20 protein-coding genes are annotated in these 21,470 nt (G+C 72.5%); 12 read left to right on the forward strand and 8 right to left on the reverse strand.

The window, feature by feature from the left end; all coding sequences use genetic code 11:
- Positions 1 to 120: 120 nt before the first annotated feature.
- From DDQ41_RS16310 to paaA, 5 genes are read right to left on the reverse strand one after another with little or no spacing between them, the layout of a single operon-like run.
- A complete protein-coding gene (locus DDQ41_RS16310) occupies positions 121 to 1,173 on the reverse strand; it encodes a 2Fe-2S iron-sulfur cluster-binding protein (RefSeq protein WP_109295146.1) in 1,053 nt (350 codons plus the stop codon).
- Positions 1,174 to 1,674 carry a 1,2-phenylacetyl-CoA epoxidase subunit PaaD gene (paaD, locus tag DDQ41_RS16315; protein WP_109295147.1) on the reverse strand — a complete coding sequence of 167 codons (501 nt, stop codon included), beginning with the start codon at positions 1,672 to 1,674 and terminating at the stop codon, positions 1,174 to 1,176.
- A complete protein-coding gene (gene paaC, locus DDQ41_RS16320; RefSeq protein WP_109295148.1) occupies positions 1,668 to 2,369 on the reverse strand; it encodes a 1,2-phenylacetyl-CoA epoxidase subunit PaaC in 702 nt (233 codons plus the stop codon). The genes paaD and paaC overlap by 7 nt, the downstream gene beginning before the upstream one ends.
- Positions 2,366 to 2,656, reverse strand: a complete 291-nt coding sequence (paaB, locus tag DDQ41_RS16325; RefSeq protein ID WP_109295149.1) for a 1,2-phenylacetyl-CoA epoxidase subunit PaaB — start codon at positions 2,654 to 2,656, stop codon at positions 2,366 to 2,368. Before paaB ends, paaC begins: the two co-directional genes overlap by 4 nt.
- Positions 2,653 to 3,684 carry a 1,2-phenylacetyl-CoA epoxidase subunit PaaA gene (gene paaA, locus DDQ41_RS16330; RefSeq protein WP_172607676.1) on the reverse strand — a complete coding sequence of 344 codons (1,032 nt, stop codon included), beginning with the start codon at positions 3,682 to 3,684 and terminating at the stop codon, positions 2,653 to 2,655. Before paaA ends, paaB begins: the two co-directional genes overlap by 4 nt.
- Positions 3,685 to 3,804: 120 nt before the next feature.
- Between paaA and DDQ41_RS31710 the strand changes: the two genes are divergently transcribed.
- Genes DDQ41_RS31710 through DDQ41_RS16345 form a run of 3 tightly spaced genes read left to right on the forward strand, consistent with a single transcriptional unit; the run spans position 3,805 to position 6,625 of the window.
- On the forward strand, positions 3,805 to 4,779 hold the full coding sequence (locus DDQ41_RS31710) for a DUF5819 family protein (RefSeq protein WP_167450261.1): 975 nt from the start codon (positions 3,805 to 3,807) through the stop codon (positions 4,777 to 4,779).
- Complete coding sequence (locus DDQ41_RS16340; protein WP_109295151.1) at positions 4,776 to 5,969, forward strand: HTTM domain-containing protein; 1,194 nt, start codon at positions 4,776 to 4,778, stop codon at positions 5,967 to 5,969. The genes DDQ41_RS31710 and DDQ41_RS16340 overlap by 4 nt, the downstream gene beginning before the upstream one ends.
- Positions 5,966 to 6,625, forward strand: coding sequence for a TrmH family RNA methyltransferase (locus DDQ41_RS16345; protein ID WP_109295152.1), 660 nt, complete (start codon positions 5,966 to 5,968; stop codon positions 6,623 to 6,625). The genes DDQ41_RS16340 and DDQ41_RS16345 overlap by 4 nt, the downstream gene beginning before the upstream one ends.
- 113 nt (positions 6,626 to 6,738) lie before the next feature.
- Here DDQ41_RS16345 and paaN read toward each other — a convergent pair whose 3' ends face one another.
- The gene (paaN, locus tag DDQ41_RS16350) at positions 6,739 to 8,400 is read right to left on the reverse strand and encodes a phenylacetic acid degradation protein PaaN (protein WP_109295153.1); all 1,662 of its coding nucleotides are present in this window, start codon (positions 8,398 to 8,400) and stop codon (positions 6,739 to 6,741) included.
- 123 nt (positions 8,401 to 8,523) lie between these two features.
- On the opposite strand from paaN, the gene DDQ41_RS16355 reads away from it, so the two are divergent.
- Together DDQ41_RS16355 and DDQ41_RS16360 are read left to right on the forward strand one after the other, a co-directional pair.
- The gene (locus DDQ41_RS16355) at positions 8,524 to 10,092 is read left to right on the forward strand and encodes a 3-hydroxyacyl-CoA dehydrogenase (RefSeq protein ID WP_109295154.1); all 1,569 of its coding nucleotides are present in this window, start codon (positions 8,524 to 8,526) and stop codon (positions 10,090 to 10,092) included.
- Entirely contained in the window at positions 10,089 to 10,682 is a 594-nt protein-coding gene (locus DDQ41_RS16360) for a TetR/AcrR family transcriptional regulator (protein WP_109295155.1), read from the forward strand. Before DDQ41_RS16355 ends, DDQ41_RS16360 begins: the two co-directional genes overlap by 4 nt.
- Before the next feature lie 169 nt (positions 10,683 to 10,851).
- On the opposite strand, the gene DDQ41_RS16365 is transcribed toward DDQ41_RS16360, so the two are convergent.
- On the reverse strand, positions 10,852 to 11,367 hold the full coding sequence (locus tag DDQ41_RS16365; protein WP_109295156.1) for an Lrp/AsnC family transcriptional regulator: 516 nt from the start codon (positions 11,365 to 11,367) through the stop codon (positions 10,852 to 10,854).
- Positions 11,368 to 11,581: 214 nt separating this feature from the next.
- Between DDQ41_RS16365 and pdhA the strand changes: the two genes are divergently transcribed.
- The 7 genes from pdhA (at position 11,582) to DDQ41_RS16400 (ending at position 20,081) form a co-directional block, all read left to right on the forward strand.
- On the forward strand, positions 11,582 to 12,742 hold the full coding sequence (gene pdhA / locus DDQ41_RS16370; RefSeq protein ID WP_109297765.1) for a pyruvate dehydrogenase (acetyl-transferring) E1 component subunit alpha: 1,161 nt from the start codon (positions 11,582 to 11,584) through the stop codon (positions 12,740 to 12,742).
- A complete protein-coding gene (locus DDQ41_RS16375; protein ID WP_109295157.1) occupies positions 12,739 to 13,755 on the forward strand; it encodes an alpha-ketoacid dehydrogenase subunit beta in 1,017 nt (338 codons plus the stop codon). The genes pdhA and DDQ41_RS16375 overlap by 4 nt, the downstream gene beginning before the upstream one ends.
- A complete protein-coding gene (locus tag DDQ41_RS16380; protein WP_109295158.1) occupies positions 13,752 to 15,446 on the forward strand; it encodes a 2-oxo acid dehydrogenase subunit E2 in 1,695 nt (564 codons plus the stop codon). The genes DDQ41_RS16375 and DDQ41_RS16380 overlap by 4 nt, the downstream gene beginning before the upstream one ends.
- Positions 15,447 to 15,537: 91 nt before the next feature.
- Positions 15,538 to 16,554, forward strand: a complete 1,017-nt coding sequence (locus tag DDQ41_RS16385) for a molybdenum cofactor guanylyltransferase (protein ID WP_262508479.1) — start codon at positions 15,538 to 15,540, stop codon at positions 16,552 to 16,554.
- On the forward strand, positions 16,551 to 17,984 hold the full coding sequence (locus DDQ41_RS16390; protein WP_109295160.1) for a molybdopterin molybdotransferase MoeA: 1,434 nt from the start codon (positions 16,551 to 16,553) through the stop codon (positions 17,982 to 17,984). Before DDQ41_RS16385 ends, DDQ41_RS16390 begins: the two co-directional genes overlap by 4 nt.
- 20 nt (positions 17,985 to 18,004) lie before the next feature.
- Positions 18,005 to 19,081: a potassium channel family protein gene (locus tag DDQ41_RS16395; RefSeq protein WP_109295161.1), complete on the forward strand. Its 1,077-nt coding sequence runs from the start codon at positions 18,005 to 18,007 to the stop codon at positions 19,079 to 19,081.
- Between the two features lie 10 nt (positions 19,082 to 19,091).
- On the forward strand, positions 19,092 to 20,081 hold the full coding sequence (locus DDQ41_RS16400) for an NAD(P)H-quinone oxidoreductase (RefSeq protein WP_109295162.1): 990 nt from the start codon (positions 19,092 to 19,094) through the stop codon (positions 20,079 to 20,081).
- A 391-nt stretch (positions 20,082 to 20,472) separates the two neighbouring features.
- Here the strand turns inward: DDQ41_RS16400 and DDQ41_RS16405 are convergent, their stop codons facing one another.
- On the reverse strand, positions 20,473 to 21,012 hold the full coding sequence (locus DDQ41_RS16405; protein ID WP_109297766.1) for a bacterial proteasome activator family protein: 540 nt from the start codon (positions 21,010 to 21,012) through the stop codon (positions 20,473 to 20,475).
- Positions 21,013 to 21,470: the final 458 nt, after the last annotated feature.

Consider the following 21,470-nt stretch of genomic DNA (forward strand, 5'->3'; position numbering starts at 1 on the left):
CCCAGTCCCTCCCGTGCACCGGATCGGCCGACGGCCTCGTCGTCCGTCGTCCGGAGTTCCCCACCGGTTATCTGACGGATCGTCAAGATAGGGCAGGATCCCGGGGAAGGGAATGGCGCGTCAGCGGTCGAAGTCCAGCTCGACTTCCGAGGTGACCGGATGGGACTGGCAGGCCAGCACATAGCCGGCCTCCGTCTCCTCCTGCTCCAGTGCGAAGTTCCGGTCCATCCGGACCTCACCCGACACCAGGAACGCCCTGCACGTCCCGCACACCCCGCCCTTGCAGGCGTACGGGGCGTCGGAGCGGGCGCGCAGCACCGTCTCCAGCAGTGACTCGCCCTCCTCCACCGGCCAGGAACCGGAGCGGCCGTCCAACGTCGCCGTCAGCCTGCTGTGCGCCGGCGCCGCGACGGGAGCCGGCGCGGGCACGTCGTCGACATGGAAGATCTCCTCGTGGATACGGCTTCGCTCGACACCCAGCCCCCGCAGGGCCCGTTCGGCGCCCTGTACCAGTCCGTACGGCCCGCACAGGAACCAGCCGTCCACCTCCGGAACATCGAGCAGCACCTGCAGCAGATCCGTCAGCCGGGCCTCGTCGAGTCGGCCCGAGGGCAGCCCCGTCTGCTGCTCCTCCCGGGAGAGCACCGTCACCAGCTGAAAGCGGTCCGGATAGCGGTCCTTGAGGTCTGCCACGTCTTCCAGGAACATCGTCGACGCCGCCGTGCGATCGCTGCGGACCAGGCAGAACCGGGCCTGCGGCTCCCTCGCCAGCAGCGTCGCCGCGATCGACAGCACCGGGGTGATGCCGCTGCCGCCGACCACGGCCGCGAAGCGCCCGGCCCGCGGCTCCAGGACGAACCGGCCGGTCGGCCGCATGACCTCGAGAGTATCGCCGGCCGACAGCTCCTTGAGGGCGTAGCTCGAGAACTCACCGCCGTCGACCAGCCTGATGCCCACCCGCAGCACGCCTTCCTCCCCGGACTGGACGGCCGGGGAGCAGATCGAGTACGTGCGGCGGATCTCCTCGCCGTGCGCCCCCGTCCGGCGCACTGCGATGTGCTGGCCCGGTGTGTGGCGGAAGCCCTCACGGAGATCGGCGGGCACCGCGAGGGTCACGGCCACGGAATCGTCGGTCAGCCGCTCGACCTCGCTGACCCGGAGTGGATGGAACATCTACAACTCCTTGAAGTGGTCGAACGGTTCGCGGCAGGCGACACAGCGGCGCAGTGCTTTGCAGGCGGTGGAGGAGAAGCGGCTCAGCAGTTCGGTCTCGGACGACCCGCAGTGCGGGCAGCGCACCGTGAGCGTGAGGGGAACCGGGCCGTGCACGGCGCTCGGCCGCGGCGGGGCGATCCCGAACTCCGTCAGCTTGCGCCTGCCGTCGGCGCTGATGTCGTCGGTCGACCAAGCGGGGGAGAGCACCTTGACGACCGACACCTCGGCCATGCCGTACTCGTGCAGCACCCGCTCTATGTCGGCGGTCATCGCCTCGATGGCGGGGCAGCCGGTGTAGGTGGGGGTCAGCTCGACCTCGACCCTGCCGGGGCCGAGTATCCGCACCCCGCGGAGGACCCCGAGTTCCTCCAGGGTCAGCACGGGCAGCTCGGGGTCGGGTACGGACCCGGCCAGCCGGCGCAACTCCGCCTCGAGGGCGGTATCCGCCCCGGTCACCACGACGCCCCCGGGTGGCTCCTGTGCAGATGCTGCATCTCGGCCAGCATCCGCCCGAACGCCTCCGTGTGGAGACCCTGGCGCCCGGCGCCGGCCGACCAGGCACCGCTGTCCGCGGTGTCCGGCACGTCGAGGGTGGCCCGCTTGATTACCGCCGTGACCGACTCCAGCCAGGCCGAGCGAAGTGACTCCCGGTCCACGTCCAGGCCCTCGACGGGCTGGAACATCTCGCCGGTGAAACGCCACAGGGCGTCGCAGGCACGCTGCATCCGCTCACGGCTCTCGGCGGTCCCGTCGCCCAGGCGAAGCGTCCACTGCTCCGCGTGGTCCTGGTGGTATGCGACCTCCTTGACCGCCTTGGCGGCGAGTGCCGCGAACTCGCCTTCTCTCGCGGCCAGTTGCCCGTACAGCAGCCGCTGGTACGTGGAGAAGTACAGCTGGCGGGCGATGGTGTGCGCGAAGTCGCCGTTCGGCTGTTCCACCAGCTGGAGGTTCCGGAAGGCCCGCTCCTCACGCAGATACGCCAGCTCGTCCTCGTCGCCGGCGAGGGAGAGCAGTGTCCGGGCCTGCCCCAGCAGGTCCAGTGCGATATTGGCGAGGGCGACCTCCTCCTCCAGGACGGGGGCGTGCCCGGCCCACTCCCCCAGCCGGTGCGAGAGCACCAGCGCGTCGTCGCCCAGGGCGAGTGCCGCGGTCACAGGTGCTTCACCCCTTCGGGAATGTCGTAGAAGGTCGGGTGGCGGTAGGGCTTGTCGGCGGAGGGCTCGAAGAAGGGGTCCTTTTCGTCCGGCGAGGACGCGGTGACCGCCGTGGACGGGACCACCCAGATCGACACGCCCTCGTTGCGCCGGGTGTAGAGATCACGGGCGTTGCGCAAGGCCATCTCGGCGTCGGGTGCGTGCAGGCTCCCTGCGTGGGTGTGGGACAGCCCGCGCCGCGAGCGCACGAAGACCTCCCACAGCGGCCAGTCCTTCGAGTCGCTCATGCCGTCGCCTCCACCTGTGCCTCGTCGGACTCCGTGCCCGACCCGTGCGGCTCTGTCGTCCCGTGCGGTGCCCCGGAGGCGCCGGACGCCTTGGCGGCGTACGCCGCGGCTGCCTCGCGCACCCAGGAGCCTTCTTCGTGGGCTCTGCGGCGCTGGCGGATCCGCTGTTCGTTGCACGGCCCGTTGCCCTTGAGGACCTGCCGGAACTCGTCCCAGTCGATGGCGCCGAAGTCGTGGTGGCCGCGTTCCTCGTTCCAGCGCAGGTCCGGGTCGGGCAGGGTCAGGCCGAGGGCCTCCGCCTGCGGGACGCAGATGTCGACGAACCGCTGGCGCAGCTCGTCGTTGGAATGCCGTTTGATCTTCCAGGCCATGGACTGCGCGGAGTGTGCCGATGCGTCGTCCGGGGGGCCGAACATCATCAGGGACGGCCACCACCAGCGGTCCACCGCGTCCTGGGCCATCTCATGCTGGGCGGGCGTGCCCCGGGACAGGGCCAGCAGCAGCTCGTAGCCCTGGCGCTGGTGGAAGGACTCCTCCTTGCAGACCCGGACCATCGCACGGGCGTACGGCCCGTAGGAGCAGCGGCACAGCGGGACCTGGTTGGTGATGGCCGCGCCGTCGACCAGCCAGCCGATCGCACCGACATCGGCCCAGGTCAACGTCGGGTAGTTGAAGATCGACGAGTACTTCTGGCGGCCCGAGTGGAGTTTGTCGAGCAGCTCGTCCCGGCTCGCGCCGAGCGTCTCCGTCGCGCTGTAGAGGTACAGGCCGTGGCCGGCCTCGTCCTGGACCTTGGCCATGAGGATGGCCTTGCGGCGCAGGGAGGGTGCACGGGTGATCCAGTTCGCCTCGGGCTGCATACCGATGATCTCGGAGTGGGCGTGCTGCGCCATCTGGCGGATCAACGATGCGCGGTAGTCGTCGGGCATCCAGTCGCGCGGCTCGATGCGCTCGTCGGCGGCCACGGCAGCGTCGAACCGCGCCTGCCGCGTCGAAGCCGCAGCCGTCCCTGCTGTCACTGCCGTCATCGGACCCCCTACCGACCGATCGTTCGGTTGAATGACTTCAATGGTGAGTCGGCGGGCCGTAAGGTGTCAACCCTGTGGATAACCGCGGTGGACCATTGGACCGATGGGGATCGGGGCGGGATGGACTCGTACGACGGCGACGGCGACGGCGCCGCGCGCACCGAGGCGGCTCCGTCCGCCGCCCCCGGCGGGATACGCCATACGGAGGGCCCGCGCGGTCCGGGCGGTCCGCTCGGTCCGGACGGGCGCCGGGCGACGGCGGCGAAGGACGCGAAGGACGCGAAGGACGCGGCCGGTGGTGAGCCGGAGGGGACCGGTAGCGCGGGCCGCCCCCACGGCCTAGAAAGCCTCCGAAGCCTCCAAGGTCTCCACGGCTCTGGTGGCGCGGAGAGCGCGCTGCGCCGGCCGCACCCGGCCGGCGGGATCGCCGCCCTGTCCCTCCCGTACCAGGTCGTGGCGGCGGTCGCCCTCGGCCTCGTCGCCGTCTTCGCCTGCGTCCACGTGGCCATGGTGTTCCTGCACGTGGCGCCGTCGAACACGGTGACCAAGCAGCACGGCAAGGTGGTCGACGAGTGGGTCTACCCCGAGTTCGAGCAGAACTGGAAGCTGTTCGCGCCCAACCCGCTCCAGCAGAACATCGCGGTCCAGGCGCGAGCCGAGGTCACCGGACGTGACGGCGCCCGCCGGACGACCGAGTGGATCGGCCTCTCCGCCGAGGACGGCGAGGCCATCCGGGGCAACCTCGTCCCCAGCCATGTGCACCAGAACGAACTGCGCCGGGGCTGGGACTTCTACGCCAACTCGCATACCGACGACAACAAGCCCAACGGCCTGCGCGGCCGGCTCTCCGAGCGCTACGTCCGCCGCATCGTGATGATCCGCCTGGACCGCCACGACCTGGGCGGCCGCGTCGAGCGCATCCAGCTCCGCTCCGCCACCCGCTCCGTCAGGGCGCCGGTGTGGAGCCGCGAGAAGATCGACACCCGCCCGTACTACCGGGTGCTGCCCTGGTGGACGGTGACCTCCGCCGATCTGCCGCTCGACGTGCGCAACGGAGCCGCGGACAGGGCGGGCGACCGGGAGGCGGACCGGTGAGCCAGACCCTCGACCGCAGGCTCGCCGGCGCCGTCCAGCGGGTGACCGCGACGGCCCTCGGCCCGTACCAGAGCGCGATCGTCCGCATCGGCTTCTCCCTGACCTGGCTGGTCTTCCTGCTGAGGGAGTTCCCGCACCGCCGGGAGCTGTACGGTCCGGACGGTCCCTGGGGCTGGGACATGGCCCGGGAGCTGATCGCCGAGAACCACGCCTTCACCGTGCTGATGTGGTCCGACAGCGCTGCCTGGTTCGAGTGCGTGTACGCCCTCGCGCTGCTGGCCGGCGTGCTGCTGCTGCTCGGCTGGCGCACCCGCACCACGTCGGTGGTCTTCATGGTCGGTGTGCTGTCGCTGCAGAACCGGTCCATCTTCATGGGCGACGGCGGCGACAACGTGATCCATCTGATGGCGATCTATCTGGTGTTCACCCGCTGCGGCCGGGTCTGGTCGCTGGACGCCCGGCGGGCGCGGCGGAAGGCGCCGGGGGACCGGGCGGCGGACCGCTGGGGACCGGCGCTCTGGGCGGTGTTCGGCCTGCTCCTCCTCGTCGGGACGCTCACACACCGGACCGGCGGGGAATGGTGGCTGGCCCTCCTGCTCTGGACGCTGTGGGCGAGCCAGGGCGTGTGGTGGGCCGTGAACCGCTGGGCGCCGGGCAGCGAGCCGCGCACCCTGCTCGACGTCCTCGCCAACCTGGCCCACAACGCCGCCCTCGTCGTGATCATGGCGGAGGTCTGCCTGATCTACGCCACGGCGGGCTGGTACAAGATCCAGGGCTCCCGGTGGCAGGACGGCAGCGCGCTGTACTACCCGCTCAAGCTCGACTACTTCACCCCCTGGCCCGCACTGTCCGACCTCATCGCCGACAGCGGACTGATCGTGATGGTGCTGAGTTACGGCACGGTGATGGTGCAGGTCGCGTTCCCCTTCACGCTGTTCAACCGGAAGGTCAAGAACGTCCTGCTGGCGGTGATGATGCTGGAGCACGCCGGTATCGCCCTCCTGCTCGGTCTGCCCTTCTTCTCCCTCGCGATGATCGCCGCTGACGCGGTCTTCCTGCCCACGTCCTTCCTGCGCCGGCTCGGCGGCTGGGTGGCGGGTGCCCGGGACCGGTTCCCGAGGAGGGCCGTACGGATCCCCGAGCAGCGCGCTACGCCCGGGGAACAGGTCGCCCGTACCCTCGTCGGGTGAGCAGCGAGACCCAGGAACCCGTTCAGTACGACGACGGCTACGGTCCGGAGGTGGGCGTCGGGCCCCATCCGGCCCCGTGGCCGGAAGGGGCGCCCTACGATCCCGAGCTGCTCGCGCACGGGGACCGGCGCAACGTGGCCGACCGCTACCGCTACTGGACGCGGGAGGCGATCGTCGCCGACCTGGACACCCGGCGGCACGACTTCCATGTGGCCGTGGAGAACTGGGGCCATGACTTCAACATCGGCTCCGTGGTCAGGACCGCCAACGCGTTCCTGGCCAAGGAGATCCACATCGTGGGGCGGCGGCGCTGGAACCGGCGCGGTGCGATGGTCACCGACCGCTACCAGCATGTGCGCCACCATCCCGACACCGGATCGCTGACCGCCTGGGCGGCCGCCGGGGAACTGCCGATCATCGGCATCGACAATCTGCCGGGTGCGGTGCCCCTGGAGCGCACCGTGCTCCCCAGGCGCTGCGTGCTCCTCTTCGGCCAGGAAGGCCCCGGACTCACCGAGGAGGCGCGGGCGCGCGCCGCCATGGTGTGCTCGATCGCCCAGTTCGGCTCCACCCGGTCGATCAACGCCGGTGCGGCCGCGGCTATCGCCATGCACGCCTGGATCCAGCGGTACGCGGACGTCCCGCCGTCACCGTGACCGCTGCCGTGGGCGGCACCGGCCACCCGGCCACCCGGCCACCCGGCCCGGCACCGGCCCGGCACCGGCCCGCGAGGGTGGGGCACGGGACCGGCCGGCCGGTGGGCGCGGAGTCAGGCCTGGCGGCGGACCTCCACCACACGGAAGCGGTTCGAGACGAAGGCGGCGTCGCACAGGGCCGCGTTCGCCGCGGGGTTGCCGCCGGAGCCGTGGAAGTCCGAGAACGCCGCCGTCTGGTTCACATAGACCCCGCCCGTGAGGTTGAGGGAGAGCTGCGCCGACTCCTCCAGGCAGACCTCCTCGACCGCGCGCTCGGTCTCCGCCGAGGTCGTGTACGCCCCGACCGTCATGGCGCCCTTGTCGCGCACCGTGCGGCGCAGCAGGTCGAGCGCGTCCCCCGTCGAGTCGACCGCCACGGCGAAGGACACCGGCCCGAAGCACTCGGACATGAAGGACGCCTCGTCGTCCGGTTTGGCGCCGTCCAGTTTCACGATCACCGGCGTGCGGACGACGGCGTCGGGGAACTCCGGGTGGGCGACCTCGCGGGAGGGCAGCGCCACCTCGCCCAGCCCCGCCGCTGCCTCGAGCCGGGCCTTCACGTCCGGGTTCACCAGGGCGCCCAGCAGGGCGTTCGCCCGGCCGTCGTCGCCGAGCAGACCGCCGACGGAGGCCGCGAGGTCGGCGACCACCTCGTCGTACGACTTGGGGCCGGCGTCCGTGGTGATGCCGTCGCGCGGGATGAGCAGGTTCTGCGGGGTGGTGCACATCTGGCCGCTGTACAGGGACAGCGAGAAGGCCAGGTTCGAGAGCATCCCCCGGTAGTCGTCGGTGGAGTCGATGACCACCGTGTTGACGCCGGCCTTCTCCGTGTAGACCTGGGCCTGGCGGGCGTGCTGCTCCAGCCAGTCGCCGAAGCCGGTCGAGCCCGTGTAGTCGATGATCTTGACTTCCGGGCGGAGGGCGAGCGTCTTGGCGATGCCCTCGCCCGGGCGCTCGGCGGCGAGGGCCACCAGGTTCGGGTCGAAGCCGGCTTCGCCCAGCACCCCGCGGGCGATCCGCACCGTCATCGCGAGCGGGAGTACCGCGCGCGGGTGGGGCTTGACCAGCACGGGGTTGCCGGTGGCCAGCGAGGCGAACAGGCCCGGATAGCCGTTCCACGTCGGGAAGGTGTTGCAGCCGATGAGCAGCGCGATACCGCGCGGCGCGGCCGTGAAGGCCTTCCGCAGCTCCAGCGGATCCCGCTTGCCCTGGGGCTTGGACCACTGGGCGGTCTGCGGCGTGCGCGTCTGCTCCTGGTAGGCGTACGCCACCGCCTCCAGGCCGCGGTCCTGGGCGTGCGGGCCGCCGGCCTGGAACGCCATCATGAACGCCTGGCCGCTGGTGTGCATGACCGCATGGGCGAACTCGTGGGTGCGGGCGCTGATCCGCGACAGGATCTCCAGGCAGACCAGGGCGCGTGTCTCGGCACCCGCGTCCCGCCAGTCCGCCATGCCCGCGCGCATCGCGGGCAGCAGGACGTCGAGGTCCGGGTGCGGATACTCGATGCCCAGCTCCGGACCGTACGGCGACACCTCCCGGCCGGTCCAGCCGTCGGTACCGGGCTGGCCGAGTTCGAAGCGGTTGCCGAGCAGGGCCCGGTAGGCCGCCAGACCGTCGGCCGCGCCCGTCTCGCCGTACGCCTTGGGGTGCTCGGGGTGGGGAGACCAGTACTCCCGTGAGCGGATCGCCTCGAGCGCCCGGTCGAGCGTCGGCCGGTGGGTCTCGGTCAGCTGCATGAAAGACCAACTCCTCGGTGAGCTGGGCAGGGGAACGCGGACAGAGTTAGAGTAACCGAACGATCGGTCGGGACAAGGGGGGTCGCGGATCCTGTGGACAACTCGTAGGGGAGGATCACTGCCATGACCGTCACCGACGCCGCAGGCGGCCCGAGTGGCCAGAGCGGCCCGAGCGGCACCGGCGCCGTCGCGCCCGGTCGTACCGTCGCCGTCGTGGGCGCAGGCACCATGGGGCAGGGCATCGCGCAGGTCGCGCTGCTCGCCGGCCACCGGGTGCGGCTCCACGACGCCGCCCCCGGCCAGGCGGAGACCGGCGCGGAGGCGATCCGCACCCGTCTGGACCGCCTGGTGGAGAAGGGGCGGCTGGAGGAGGGGGCCCGCCGTGCCGCGGCCCGCCGGCTGACGTGCACGGCGGAGGTCGCCGAACTCGCGGACAGCGCCCTCGTCGTCGAGGCCGTAGTCGAGGACCTCGCCGTCAAGCAGGAGCTCTTCCGCGCCCTGGAGGAGGTCGTCGCCGACGACTGCCTGCTCGCCACCAACACCTCCTCGCTGTCCGTCACCGCCGTCGCGGGCGCCCTGCGACGGCCCGGGCGCTTCGTCGGACTGCACTTCTTCAACCCGGCGCCGCTCCTCCCGCTGGTCGAGGTCGTCAGCGGTTTCGCCACCGACGAGGCGGCGGCCGCCCGCGCCTGCGAGACGGCGAGGGCGTGGGGCAAGACCCCGGTCCGCTGCGCCGACACCCCCGGCTTCATCGTCAACCGCATCGCCCGCCCCTTCTACGCCGAGGCCTTCGCCGTCCACGAGGAGCGCGGCGCGGACCCCGCCACCATCGACGCGGTCCTGCGCGAGTGCGGCGGATTCCGGATGGGCCCGTTCGAACTCACCGACCTGATCGGCCAAGACGTCAACGAGGCCGTCACCCGCTCCGTGTGGGAGTCGTTCTTCCGGAGCCCGAAGTTCGAGCCCTCGCCGGTCCAGCGCCGGCTCGTGGAGTCGGGCCGCCTGGGCCGCAAGTCGGGCCACGGGTGGTACCCCCACGGGCCCGGGGCGGAGCGCCCCGAACCGCACACCGCACCGGCGGCCGAGCCGCCGCCGCAGATCGTCGTGGAGGGCGACCTGGGGCCGGCCGGGGCGCTGACAGCGCTGTGGCGGGAGGCCGGGATCACGGTGCGCGAGGAGGACGGGGACCGCGGGCCCCGCGTCCTGCTGCCGAGCGGCGGGCAGCTCGCCCTCGCCGACGGCCGGATGTCGGCCGAGTCCCGCGATGTCGTCTACTTCGACCTGGCCCTCGACTACCGGGCGGCGGCAAGGGTCGCGCTGTCCGCGTCCGAGGCCACCGGCCGGGAGACGCTGCGCCAGTCGATCGGCCTGTTCCAGGCCCTCGGCAAGAAGGTCAGCGTCATCGGCGACGTCCCCGGCATGATCGTCGCGCGGACGGTCGCGATGCTGGTGGACGCCGCGGCCGACGCCGTCGCCAAGGGAGCGGCGTCCCCCGAGGACATCGACACCGCGATGCGGCTCGGGGTCAGCTACCCGGTCGGCCCGGTGGAGTGGGGCCACCGGCTGGGGCGCGCCTGGGCGCACGAACTCCTCGACGAACTCCACGCACGTGTGCCGACCGGCCGGTATGCGCCGTCCCTGGGCCTCTATCGTCAGTCGTACGCCACGACGAAGGGCGACCAGGCCTCATGACGACTGCCAAACGCGACACCTACACCCCGGAGACACTGCTGTCCGTCGCCGTCCGGGTCTTCAACGAACGCGGCTACGACGGCACGTCGATGGAGCACCTCTCCAAGGCCGCGGGCATCTCCAAGTCCTCGATATACCACCATGTGTCCGGCAAGGAGGAGCTGCTGAGGCGGGCCGTCAGCCGCGCCCTGGACGGTCTCTTCGGGATTCTCGAGGAGCCGGGCGCGACTCGCGGGCGGGCGCTCGAGCGGGTCGAGTACGTGACCCGGCGCACCGTCGAGGTGCTGATGGCCGAGCTGCCCTACGTCACTCTGCTGCTGCGGGTCCGGGGCAACACCAGGACCGAGCGGTGGGCCATGGAGCGGCGCCGCGAGTTCGACCACAGGGTCGCCGACCTCCTCAAGGCCGCCGCGGCGGACGGCGATCTGCGCGCCGACCTGGACACCAGGCTCGCGACACGGCTGCTGTTCGGCATGGTCAACTCCCTGGTGGAGTGGTACCGGCCGCAGGCCGGCACCGGCTACGACCGGCAGCAGGTGGCCGACGCGGTGGTCCGGCTGGCCTTCGACGGGCTGCGCACGGCGTCCTGAGCCACGGGTGCGCCGCCCGGCCGGCGGCGTACCGGGGCGGGACCGCGCCCCGGTACGCGCCGTCGGCCGGGGCCCTCCGGTCGGCGGCCCGGGGCGCGCTTCCGTCACCAATCGGCGGCCTCCGATCGGCCGTCCCCGATCGGCCGGGCCGGGCCGGGGTGCGCGGGCCTCAGCGGGCCGGGTCGGGATCCAGGTCCGTCTCCTCGAAGACCAGCAGCGTGCGTGTGGACAGCACCTCGGGGATCGCCTGGAGCCTGGTCAGTACGAGTTCCCGCAGGGTGCGGTTGTCCGGTGTGTGGACCAGGAGCAGTACGTCGAAGTCGCCGCTGACCAGCGCTATGTGTGCCGCCCCCGGCAGCGCCTGCAACTGCTTGCGGACCGTCCGCCACGAGTTCTGGACGATCTTGAGGGTGATGTAGGCGGAGGCGCCGTGGCCGGCCCGCTCGTGGTTCACGCGTGCGCTGAACCCCCGGATCACCCCGTCGTCGATCAGCCGGTTGATGCGGGCGTACGCGTTGGCCCGCGACACATGGACGCGTTCGGCGACGGAGCGTATCGAGGCCCGGCCGTCGGTCTGGAGGATGCGGAGGATGTCGCGGTCGATCGAGTCCAGGCTGCGCGGCGACGGCCCCTGGCCCGCGCCGGGCACCACTTCCCAGGCCGTGCGGTCCCCGCCGTCGGCCATTTGTTCAGCTGTCACGTCCCCCCACCTTTCCGCTGTGGACGACCTGCTCCTATCCCAGGCTGTGGAGAACCGTTTGTCCACAGGCTGGAGGTGCCTGTAGCCAAAATGCGCCCACGACCGAACAATCGGTAGGTGAGGCGCCTCACACTCCGCGCCCTTCAAGGGTCCTTATGCCCGCTCCCACGAGGAGGTGCTCGCGTTGAAGAAGAGCAGCATGACGGTCCAGGAGCGGCCGGGCGCGGCCTACCGGCCCACCCCGCCGCCCGCCTGGAAGCCGCGCACCGACCCCGCGCCGCTGCTTCCCGACCCGGAGCCGTACCGGGTCCTCGGCACCGGCGCCGCGTCCGGGGCCGACCCCGAGCTGCTTCTGCGGCTTTACGCGGAGCTGGTCCGCGGCCGCAGGTACAACGCGCAGGCGACCGCCCTCACCAAGCAGGGCAGGCTCGCCGTCTATCCGTCGAGCACCGGCCAGGAGGCGTGCCAGGTCGCCGCCGCCCTCGCCCTGGAGCAGCGCGACTGGCTGTTCCCCAGCTACCGGGACACCCTCGCGGCGGTCGCCCGCGGCCTCGACCCCGTGCAGGCGCTGACGCTGCTCCGCGGTGACTGGCACACCGGCTACGACCCGCACGAGCACCGCATCGCGCCGCTGTCCACCCCGCTCGCCACCCAGCTCCCCCACGCGGTGGGTCTGGCCCACGCCGCGCGCCTCGAGGGCGACGACGTCGTGGCGCTCGCCATGGTCGGCGACGGCGGCACCAGCGAGGGCGACTTCCACGAGGCACTCAACTTCGCCGCCGTCTGGCGGGCACCCGTCGTCTTCTTCGTGCAGAACAACGGGTTCGCCATCTCCGTGCCCCTCGCCAAGCAGACCGCCGCACCGTCCCTCGCGCACAAGGCGGTGGGATACGGGATGCCCGGCAGGCTCGTCGACGGCAACGACGCGGCGGCGGTGCACGAGGTGCTCGGCGAAGCGGTCGCGCGGGCCCGCCGGGGCGGCGGGCCCACCCTCGTCGAGGCGATCACCTACCGCATCGACGCGCACACCAACGCCGACGACGCCACCCGGTACCGGGGCGACGGCGAGGTCGAGGCCTGGCGCGCGCACGACCCGATCCGGCTGCTGGAGACGGAGCTGACCGGCCGCGGGCTGCTCGACGAGGACGCGGTGAGGGCTGCCGCCGAGGGGGCCGAGGCGATGGCCGCGCGCTTGCGGGAACGGATGAACGCGGATCCCGTGCTGCACCCGATGGACCTTTTCGAGCACGTCTACGCCGAGCAGACCGGACAGCTGCGGGAGCAGGCCGCACAGCTGCGGGCCGAGCTGGAGGCCGAGGGCGCCGAGGACGCCCACCGCGCGGAGGGTGACGCACGATGAGCACGGCAACCGCACGGCAGGCCAAGCCCGCCACGATGGCGCAGGCCCTTCAGCGGGCGATGCGCGACGCCATGTCCGAGGACCCGGCCGTCCACGTCCTGGGTGAGGACGTCGGCACCCTCGGAGGGGTCTTCCGGGTCACGGACGGCCTCGCCGAGGAGTTCGGCGAGGACCGGTGCACCGACACCCCGCTGGCCGAGGCGGGCATCCTCGGGACGGCCGTCGGCATGGCGATGTACGGGCTGCGCCCCGTCGTCGAGATGCAGTTCGACGCCTTCGCCTACCCGGCGTTCGAGCAGCTGATCAGCCATGTGTCCCGGATGCGCAACAGGACGCGCGGGGCGATGCCGCTGCCGATCACCGTGCGGGTCCCCTACGGCGGGGGAATCGGGGGTGTCGAGCACCACAGCGATTCCTCCGAGGCGTACTACATGGCCACTCCGGGGCTGCATGTCGTCACCCCGGCGACGGTCGAGGACGCCTACGGACTGCTGAGGAAGGCGATCGCCTCCGACGACCCGGTGGTCTTCCTGGAGCCGAAGCGGCTCTACTGGTCCAAGGCCGACTGGTCGCCGGACGCCCCGGCGGCCGTGGAACCGATCGGCCGTGCGGTGGTGCGCCGCACGGGGCGCAGCGCCACGCTCGTCACCTACGGTCCCTCGGTGCCGGTCTGCATGGAGGCGGCCGAGGCGGCCGAAGCCGAGGGCTGGGACCTGGAGGTCGTGGATCTCCGTTCGCTCGTTCCCTTCGACGACGAGACCGTGTGCGCGTCCGTGCGCCGTACGGGCAGGGCCGTCGTCGTCCACGAGTCGACGGGCTTCGGCGGGCCGGGCGGCGAGATAGCGGCGAGGGTGACGGAGCGTTGCTTCCACCACCTCGAGGCCCCCGTGCTGAGGGTGGCCGGTTTCGACATCCCCTATCCGCCGCCGATGCTGGAACGTCACCACCTGCCGGGTGTGGACCGGGTGCTGGACGCCGTGGCACGGCTGCAGTGGGAGGTGGAGAGCCGATGACCCAGGTGCTCGAATTCAGGCTGCCGGATCTCGGCGAGGGCCTGACCGAAGCGGAGATCGTCCGCTGGATGGTGGACGTCGGCGACGTCGTCGCGGTCGACCAGCCGGTCGTCGAGGTCGAGACGGCCAAGGCGATGGTCGAGGTGCCCTGCCCGTACGCGGGCGTGGTCACGGCGCGCTTCGGTGCGGAAGGGGCGGAGCTCCCCGTCGGCGCTCCCCTGCTCACCGTCGCGGTGGGCGCCAGGGAACCCGGCTCCGCGGAGGGTGCGGGTACAGCCGGGGACCCGGTTTCCGCCGCGAGCCAGGAGGAGGAGACCTCCGGCAATGTCCTCGTGGGCTACGGGACGGGTGCTCGGGCGGCCCGCCGCCGACGGGTCCGCCCCGCGTCGCCGACGGGCCGGGACCGCCCGGACCGCCCGGGGTACGGGACCGGTGGCGACTCCCCTGCCGCGAGCGGTCCGGGGCCCGTCGCCTCCGCCGCCGGACCGGCGCCCGGGGAGACGCCCGGTCCGGCGCCCGAACCGGGGCGCAGGGCGGCGCCCGGGGCGCCCGGGGGGACGCCCGGTCCGTCCTCCACGGCGCGTGAACCGGTGTGGGACAGTGCCGTGGAGAGCCCGGCGCCCGACGCGCCGCGCGGCATCCCCGCGTTGGGGGACGCCGTCCTCGGCACCGCCCGGTCCGCCCACGAGGGTCCGGTCGCGGTCATCTCGCCCCTGGTGCGGCGCCTGGCCCGGGACAGCGGGGTCGATCTGCGGAAGCTGCGGGGATCCGGGCCGCACGGGCTGATCCTCCGCGTAGACGTGGAGCACGCCGTACGGGTCGGGGCCGGCGCGACCGAGCAGCGTGTCCCGACTCAGCCGCCCCAGCCGACTCAGCCGCAAGAGCCGACTCAGCCGCCCCAGCCGTCGGCTCCGCTCACCGCTTCCGGACCCGTGTCGGCCCCGGACTCCGCTACCGGAACCGTGCCGGTCTCCGCTCCCCGACCTGTGGCGGCCCCGGCCACCGGTGAGCGGATCCCGCTGCGCGGGGTGCGCGGCGCAGTCGCGGACAAGCTGTCCCGCAGCCGCCGTGAGATCCCGGACGCGACCTGCTGGGTCGACGCGGACGCCACCGAACTCATGGCGGCCCGCACGGCCATGAACGCGGCCGGCGGCCCGAAGATCTCGCTGCTCGCCCTGCTGGCGCGCATCTGCACGGCGGCACTCGCCCGCTATCCCGAACTCAACTCCACGGTGGACCCGGAAGCCTGGGAGATCGTGCGGATACCCGAGGTCCGCCTCGGCTTCGCGGTCCAGACCGACCGGGGCCTGGTCGTCCCCGTCGTCCGCGACGCCGGGAACCGCACGGCCGAGTCGCTCACCGAGGAGTTCGCGCGGCTCACCGGCAAGGCCCGCCAGGGCACGCTCACCCCGGCGGACCTCACCGGGGGCACGTTCACACTCAACAACTACGGGGTGTTCGGGGTCGACGGCTCCACACCGATCATCAACCATCCGGAGGCGGCCATGCTCGGCGTCGGCCGCATCGTGCCCAAGCCCTGGGTGCACGAGGGGCAGCTCGCCGTCCGCCAGGTCGTCCAGCTCTCGCTCACCTTCGACCACCGGGTGTGCGACGGCGGTACGGCCGGCGGCTTCCTGAGGTATGTGGCGGACTGCGTGGAGCAGCCCGCGGTACTGCTGCGCACCCTGTGACCCCGTCGCGGTTCCCCGGTGGATGCCGCAGACCGCGCATCCACCGGGGCCGGCTGGTTCCGTATCGGCGGCCACGGCCCATACTTCTGGGGTGACTGCCGATGCCGAAACGGAATACGACGTCATCGTGCTCGCCGGAGGTGGCGCCAGGCGCCTTGGCGGGGCGGACAAGCCAGGGGTGACCGTCGGGGGCCGAACACTGCTCGACCGCGTCCTGACGGCGAGCCGGGGCGCCCACCGCACGATCGTGGTCGGCGGGCGCCGCCGCACCGCGCGGCCGGTGACCTGGACGTGTGAGATCCCGCCGGGCGGCGGGCCGCTCGCCGCGCTCCACGCGGGGCTCCGCCAGTCCCGCGCGTCCACCGTCGTCGTGCTCTCCGCGGATCTCCCCTTCCTTGACGGCACGGCCGTACGACGGCTGCTCACAGCCCTGGACTCCGGCGGGCGGGAGGGTGTGCTCCTCGTCGATTCCGACGGACGGGACCAGCCGCTCGTCGCGGCGTACCGCGCGGAGCCGCTCCGGCACGGACTGGCACTGGTCGCAGCCGAGCACGGCGGTCTCTCCGGGCTGCCGCTGCGGCTGCTGACCGGCGAGCTCGACCTCGACCGGGTGGCCGCCGAACCGCTCGCCGCGTTCGACTGCGACACCTGGGAGGCCGTTGTCACGGCCCGGGCCAGGATCAGGGAGCATGGGAATGTGCTGGATGAATGGATTGCCTCGGTGAAGGACGAACTCGGCATCGACCTCGAGGTGGACACGGGTCTGCTGCTCGACCTCGCCCGGGACGCCGCCCACGGCGTCGCCCGGCCTGCCGCTCCGCTGACCACCTTCCTCGTCGGCTACGCGGCGGCCAGGGCGGGCGGGGACGCCCAGGCGGTCGCCGAGGCCGCCGGCAGGGCGGCGGCCCTCGCGGAACGCTGGGCTGCCGAGGCTGCCGAGGCTGCCGGGGCCGCCGGGGCCGCCGGGGCCGCCGGGGCTGCTGAGGCTGCCGGGGCCGCCGGGGCTGCTGAGGCTGCTGAGGCTGCCGAGGCAGCGGGCGGCGCGTCGGGTGACCGCGAGGCCGGCCGGCACGGTCCGGCCCGGAGTGACGAGGCCGGCAGCCGATGACCGCGCAGGACCACGATCTCGGCGCTGCCGCCCCGGGGCAGGGCGCCACGGAGGAGCCGGCGGCGGATCCCGTGCCCCACGGCAGGTCAGCCGACCGCACCCGCACCCCGGTGGCGGACGGCGACGACGGCGTCGAGGACGCCCTGGCGCTGGTGGGGACGCGGCCGGGGTCCTCGCACCGGAACCACGGCGCCCCCGCACCCGGCCAGGGCACTCCGGCCGGACGGCACCACGGCATGCCATGGGAGGAGGCCCGCGCCCTGGCGTCGCGCGCCGGACGCGCCGGTGTACTGCGCACCCGCCGCGACCCCCTTCCCGCCTCCCTCGGCCGGGTGCTCGCCACTCCGCTCATCGCGCTCGTCGACCTGCCGTCGTTCGACACCTCCGCCATGGACGGCTGGGCGGTCGCGGGCCCCGGGCCGTGGACGGTGGCGTCCGCTGGGAGCGGCATCCTCGCCGGGCACGGCGGGGCGGAGACCCTCGTGGACGGCACTGCCGTACGGATCGCGACCGGCGCCCGGATTCCGCCCGGTGCCACCGCGGTGATCCGCAGCGAGCGCGCCAGGGCCGACCGCACCGGCCGGGTGCACGCGCTGGGCCGGGTGATGCACGGTCAGGACATCAGGCCGCGTGGCCAGGAATGCCGTTCCGGCGATCAACTGCTGCCCGCCGGGACGCTGGTGACCCCCGCCGCGCTCGGTCTCGCCGCCGCCGCCGGCTGCGACGAACTGCTCACGGTGGTCCGTCCGAAGGTGGAGGTACTCGTTCTCGGCGACGAACTGCTCACCGAGGGGCTGCCCCATGACGGGCTGATCCGTGATGCCCTCGGGCCGATGATCGGTCCCTGGCTGCGGGCCCTCGGAGCCGAAGTGACCGGTACCCGCAGGTTCGGCGACGACGCCGACGCACTGCGGCGGGCCGTCACCGAATCGGATGCCGACCTCGTGATCACCACGGGCGGTACGGCCGCGGGACCGGTCGACCATGTCCACCCCATGCTCGACAAGGTGGGCGCCGAGCTGCTGGTCGACGGAGTCGCCGTACGGCCCGGGCATCCGATGCTGATGGCCGGGCTGGCCGGGGGCGGGCATCTGGTGGGACTTCCCGGCAATCCGCTCGCTGCCGTCTCCGGGCTGCTCACCCTCGCGGAACCCCTGCTGAGGCAGCGGTCCGGGCAGGCAACGCCGGCGCCGTACCGCGCGTCCCTGAGGGACGAGGTCCATGGTCATCCGCAGGACACCCGGCTGGTGCCGGTGGTCCACCGCGGCGACCAGGTCGTGCCGTTGCACTACAGCGGTCCGGCCATGCTGCGGGGCATCGCCGCCGCGCACGGCCTCGCCGTCGTGCCTCCCGGGGGAGGGCGGCCCGGCGACGAGCTGGAGATCCTCGACCTGCCCTGGCCGCCGAGTTCCGAAGGGTGTTTCACGTGAAACTTCCCGGCCATGACGCCATGGCCCGGCAAGCGGACGAGCAGATCGCCGCCTCGCGGGTGCACCTGCCCAAGCAGACCGTCGAAAGACCACTGCGGCAGGTCACCAAGCGGCTGCTGCTCGCCCTGGGCGTCCTTGTGCTGACGGTCCTCATCGTCTGGCTCGACCGCGGCGGCTACTACGACAACGCCGACCAGAAGGTCGACTTCCTCGACGCCGTCTACTACTCCACGGTGACGCTCTCGACCACGGGCTACGGCGACATCGTTCCGCACAGCGACACCGCCCGCCTGGTCAATGTGCTGCTGGTGACGCCGCTGCGCGTGCTCTTCCTGATCATTCTGGTCGGTACCACTCTCGAGGTCCTCACCGAGAGGACCCGGGAGGAGTGGCGGCTGAACCGTTGGAGGTCCACCTTGCGTGACCACACTGTCGTCATCGGCTTCGGCACCAAGGGGCGCTCCGCGCTGCTGACCCTGTGTGCGACGGGCCTGCAGAAGTCGCAGGTCGTCATCGTCGACCCGAGCTCGAAGGTGGTCGAGGCGGCGAACGCGGACGGATTCGCCGGTGTCATCGGCGACGCGACGCGCAGCGACGTACTGCTCCGCGCCGAGGTCCAGCGGGCACGGCAGATCATCATCGCCACCCAGCGCGACGACACGGCGGTCCTGGTCGCGCTCACCGCACGGCAGCTCAACCGGGGCGCGAAGATCGTGGCAGCGGTCCGGGAGGAGGAGAACGCCCCGCTGCTGCGCCAGTCGGGCGCCGACGCCGTGATCACCAGCGCCAGCGCGGCGGGCCGGCTCCTCGGACTCTCGGTGCTCAGCCCGTACGCGGGCACGGTGCTGGAGGACCTGATCCAGCAGGGCACCGGACTCGATATCGTCGAGCGCCCGGTGATAAAGAGCGAGGTCGGCAAGAGCGTCAGGGAGACGGAGGACCTGGTGGTAAGCGTGCTGCGCGGGCACCGGCTACTCGGTTACGACGACCCCCAGGCCAGCCCCCTCCAGCTCACGGACCGGCTCATCACCATCGTGCGGGCGGTGAACACACCCCCGGGAGCGGTGCGGGGCAGCGGTGTCAACAAGCCGGAGTAGCCTCGCGGCCATGCATGCGATCACGATTCCCGAACCCGGTGGTCCCGAGGCGCTGGTCTGGGCCGAGGTGCCCGACCCCGAACCCGGCCAGGGAGAGGTTCTCGTCGAGGTTGCCGCGAGCGCGGTCAATCGCGCCGACATCCTCCAGCGGCAGGGCTTCTACGACCCCCCACCCGGTGCGTCCCCCTACCCGGGGCTCGAGTGCTCGGGCCGGATCCTGTCCGTCGGCCCGGGGGTGTCCGGATGGAGGGAGGGCGACGAGGTGTGCGCGCTGCTGTCGGGCGGCGGATACGCGGAGAAGGTGGCCGTGCCGGCCGGCCAGCTGCTGCCGGTACCCAGAGGCCTCGACCCGGTCACGGCGGCGGCCCTGCCCGAGGTCACGTGCACCGTCTGGTCCAACGTGTTCATGGTGGCCCGTCTGCGGCCCGCCGAGACGCTGCTGGTGCACGGCGGCGCCAGCGGGATCGGCACGATGGCCATCCAACTGGCCAAGGCCGTGGGCGCACGCGTCGCCGTCACCGCAGGAGGACCCCAGAAACTGGCGCGCTGCGCCGAGCTGGGAGCCGACGTCCTGATCGACTACCGCGAGCAGGACTTCGTCGAAGAGCTGCGCAAGGCGACGGACGGGGCGGGGGCCGACGTCATTCTCGACATCATCGGTGCCAAGTACCTGGAGAGGAACGTTCGTGCGCTTGCCGCCAACGGACGGCTGGCCGTGATCGGACTGCAGGGCGGCGTGAAGGGCGAGCTGAACCTCGGGATGCTGCTCGGCAAGCGGGGCGCGGTGACCGCGACGTCGCTGCGCGGACGGCCGCTGCAGGAGAAGACGGCGATCGTCGCCGCGGTGCGGGAGCATGTCTGGCCGCTCGTCGAGGCGGGCACGGTGAAGCCCGTGGTGGACCGTGTACTGCCGATGCCGGAGGCGGCGGAGGCCCATCGGACCCTCGAGTCCGGCGCCCATGTGGGCAAGGTACTGCTGGTGGCGCCTGCCGATCGCTGAGCGGGGGCCGACCGGACCCCTGGCCCGGACTCCAGGCCCGGACCCCTGGCCCGGACCTCCGAGGCGGGCCGGGCGCGGACCCTGGCGAGCAGTTGCTCCGGGCTCCTGTCCGGTTGTGCCCCGCGATGCCGGGCCGGCCCGGTCCCGGGGCTCGCGCAGGGCCCGCACCCGGGCCGGTCTCTTCGCAGCACCGTGCCCCGATGATTCGCCGCCCGGATGATTCGCTGCCTCGTCGGTCCGCCGGCCGCCAAGCCGCTGCTCCGCCGAGTCGGCGATCGGCGGACCAGCGGACCAGCGGAGCAGCGCGGCGGTCGGCGGGCCCGGGTCGGCGGAACTCATCCTCGCCGGGAGGCGGGACCGCGCCCCGGGGAAGACCCGGGCCGTGGGAAACTCAGAGGTAGGGGCCCGAGCGGGCAGGGCCGCCGTGCACGGACTCGTCATCGGTGGGGGCGCCCGGCGGAAGGGCGCGGCGCATCTGCTCCAGCTGGGCGCGGGCCGCCATCTGCTGGGCGAACAGCGCCGTCTGGATGCCGTGGAACAGCCCCTCGAGCCAGCCGACCAGCTGGGCCTGGGCGATCCGCAGCTCGGCCTCCGACGGCACGACCTCGTCGGTGAACGGAAGCGACAGCCGCTCCAGCTCCGCGACCAGCTCCGGCGCCAGCCCTTCTTCGAGTTCCTTCACCGAACTCGCGTGGATCTCCTTCAGCCTGACCCGGCTCGCCTCGTCCAGAGGTGCCGCCCGCACCTCCTCCAGCAGCTGCTTGATCATGCTGCCGATCCGCATGACCTTCGCAGGCTGTTCGACCATCTCCGTCACCGGGATTTCGCGAGCCTCGCCGTCACCTTCACCGCCGCCAAGCGCCATCCCGTTCTGTCCCACGATCAGGACCGGGGGACTCTCCTGCGACCGTTCACTCCTCGGCATCTCCATGCCGTCCATTCTCTCGCACATACGGTTCACCCCACGGTGTGCCCCCGCACCGAGTTGATCCACCCTGGTGCGCGGACACGATTCGGTCCGGCCCGTCCCCAGGGTCCTCGGACCGCCTCGCGGCGGGTCACCGTTCCCCGGGACCGGGCGACCGGTGCCGCCCGTACCGCTTGTGCTGCCCGTGCTGCCCGTACTGCCCGTACCGCCCGTACTGCCCGTACTGCCTGTACCGCCGCGCCGAGCGGCACCGTACCCAGCAGGGCGGCCAGGGTCCCCGGCGAACGGTGGTCGCGGCCACCGGCGGAGTCACCTGCGTGCCCCACCAGCCGGAGTCCAGGGTCTGCTCGTGCCACCCGAGCTGCCGACGGTGTTCGGTGGGCCGCGGGCCGCGGGCCGATCGCGGGCGGGACTCCCGCGGCCGAGCCGACGCATGCCGCCTGAACCAGCCGGGTCGATGG

Origin of the sequence: Streptomyces spongiicola, from assembly GCF_003122365.1 — a bacterium.
Classification (GTDB): Bacteria; Actinomycetota; Actinomycetes; order Streptomycetales; family Streptomycetaceae; genus Streptomyces; species Streptomyces spongiicola.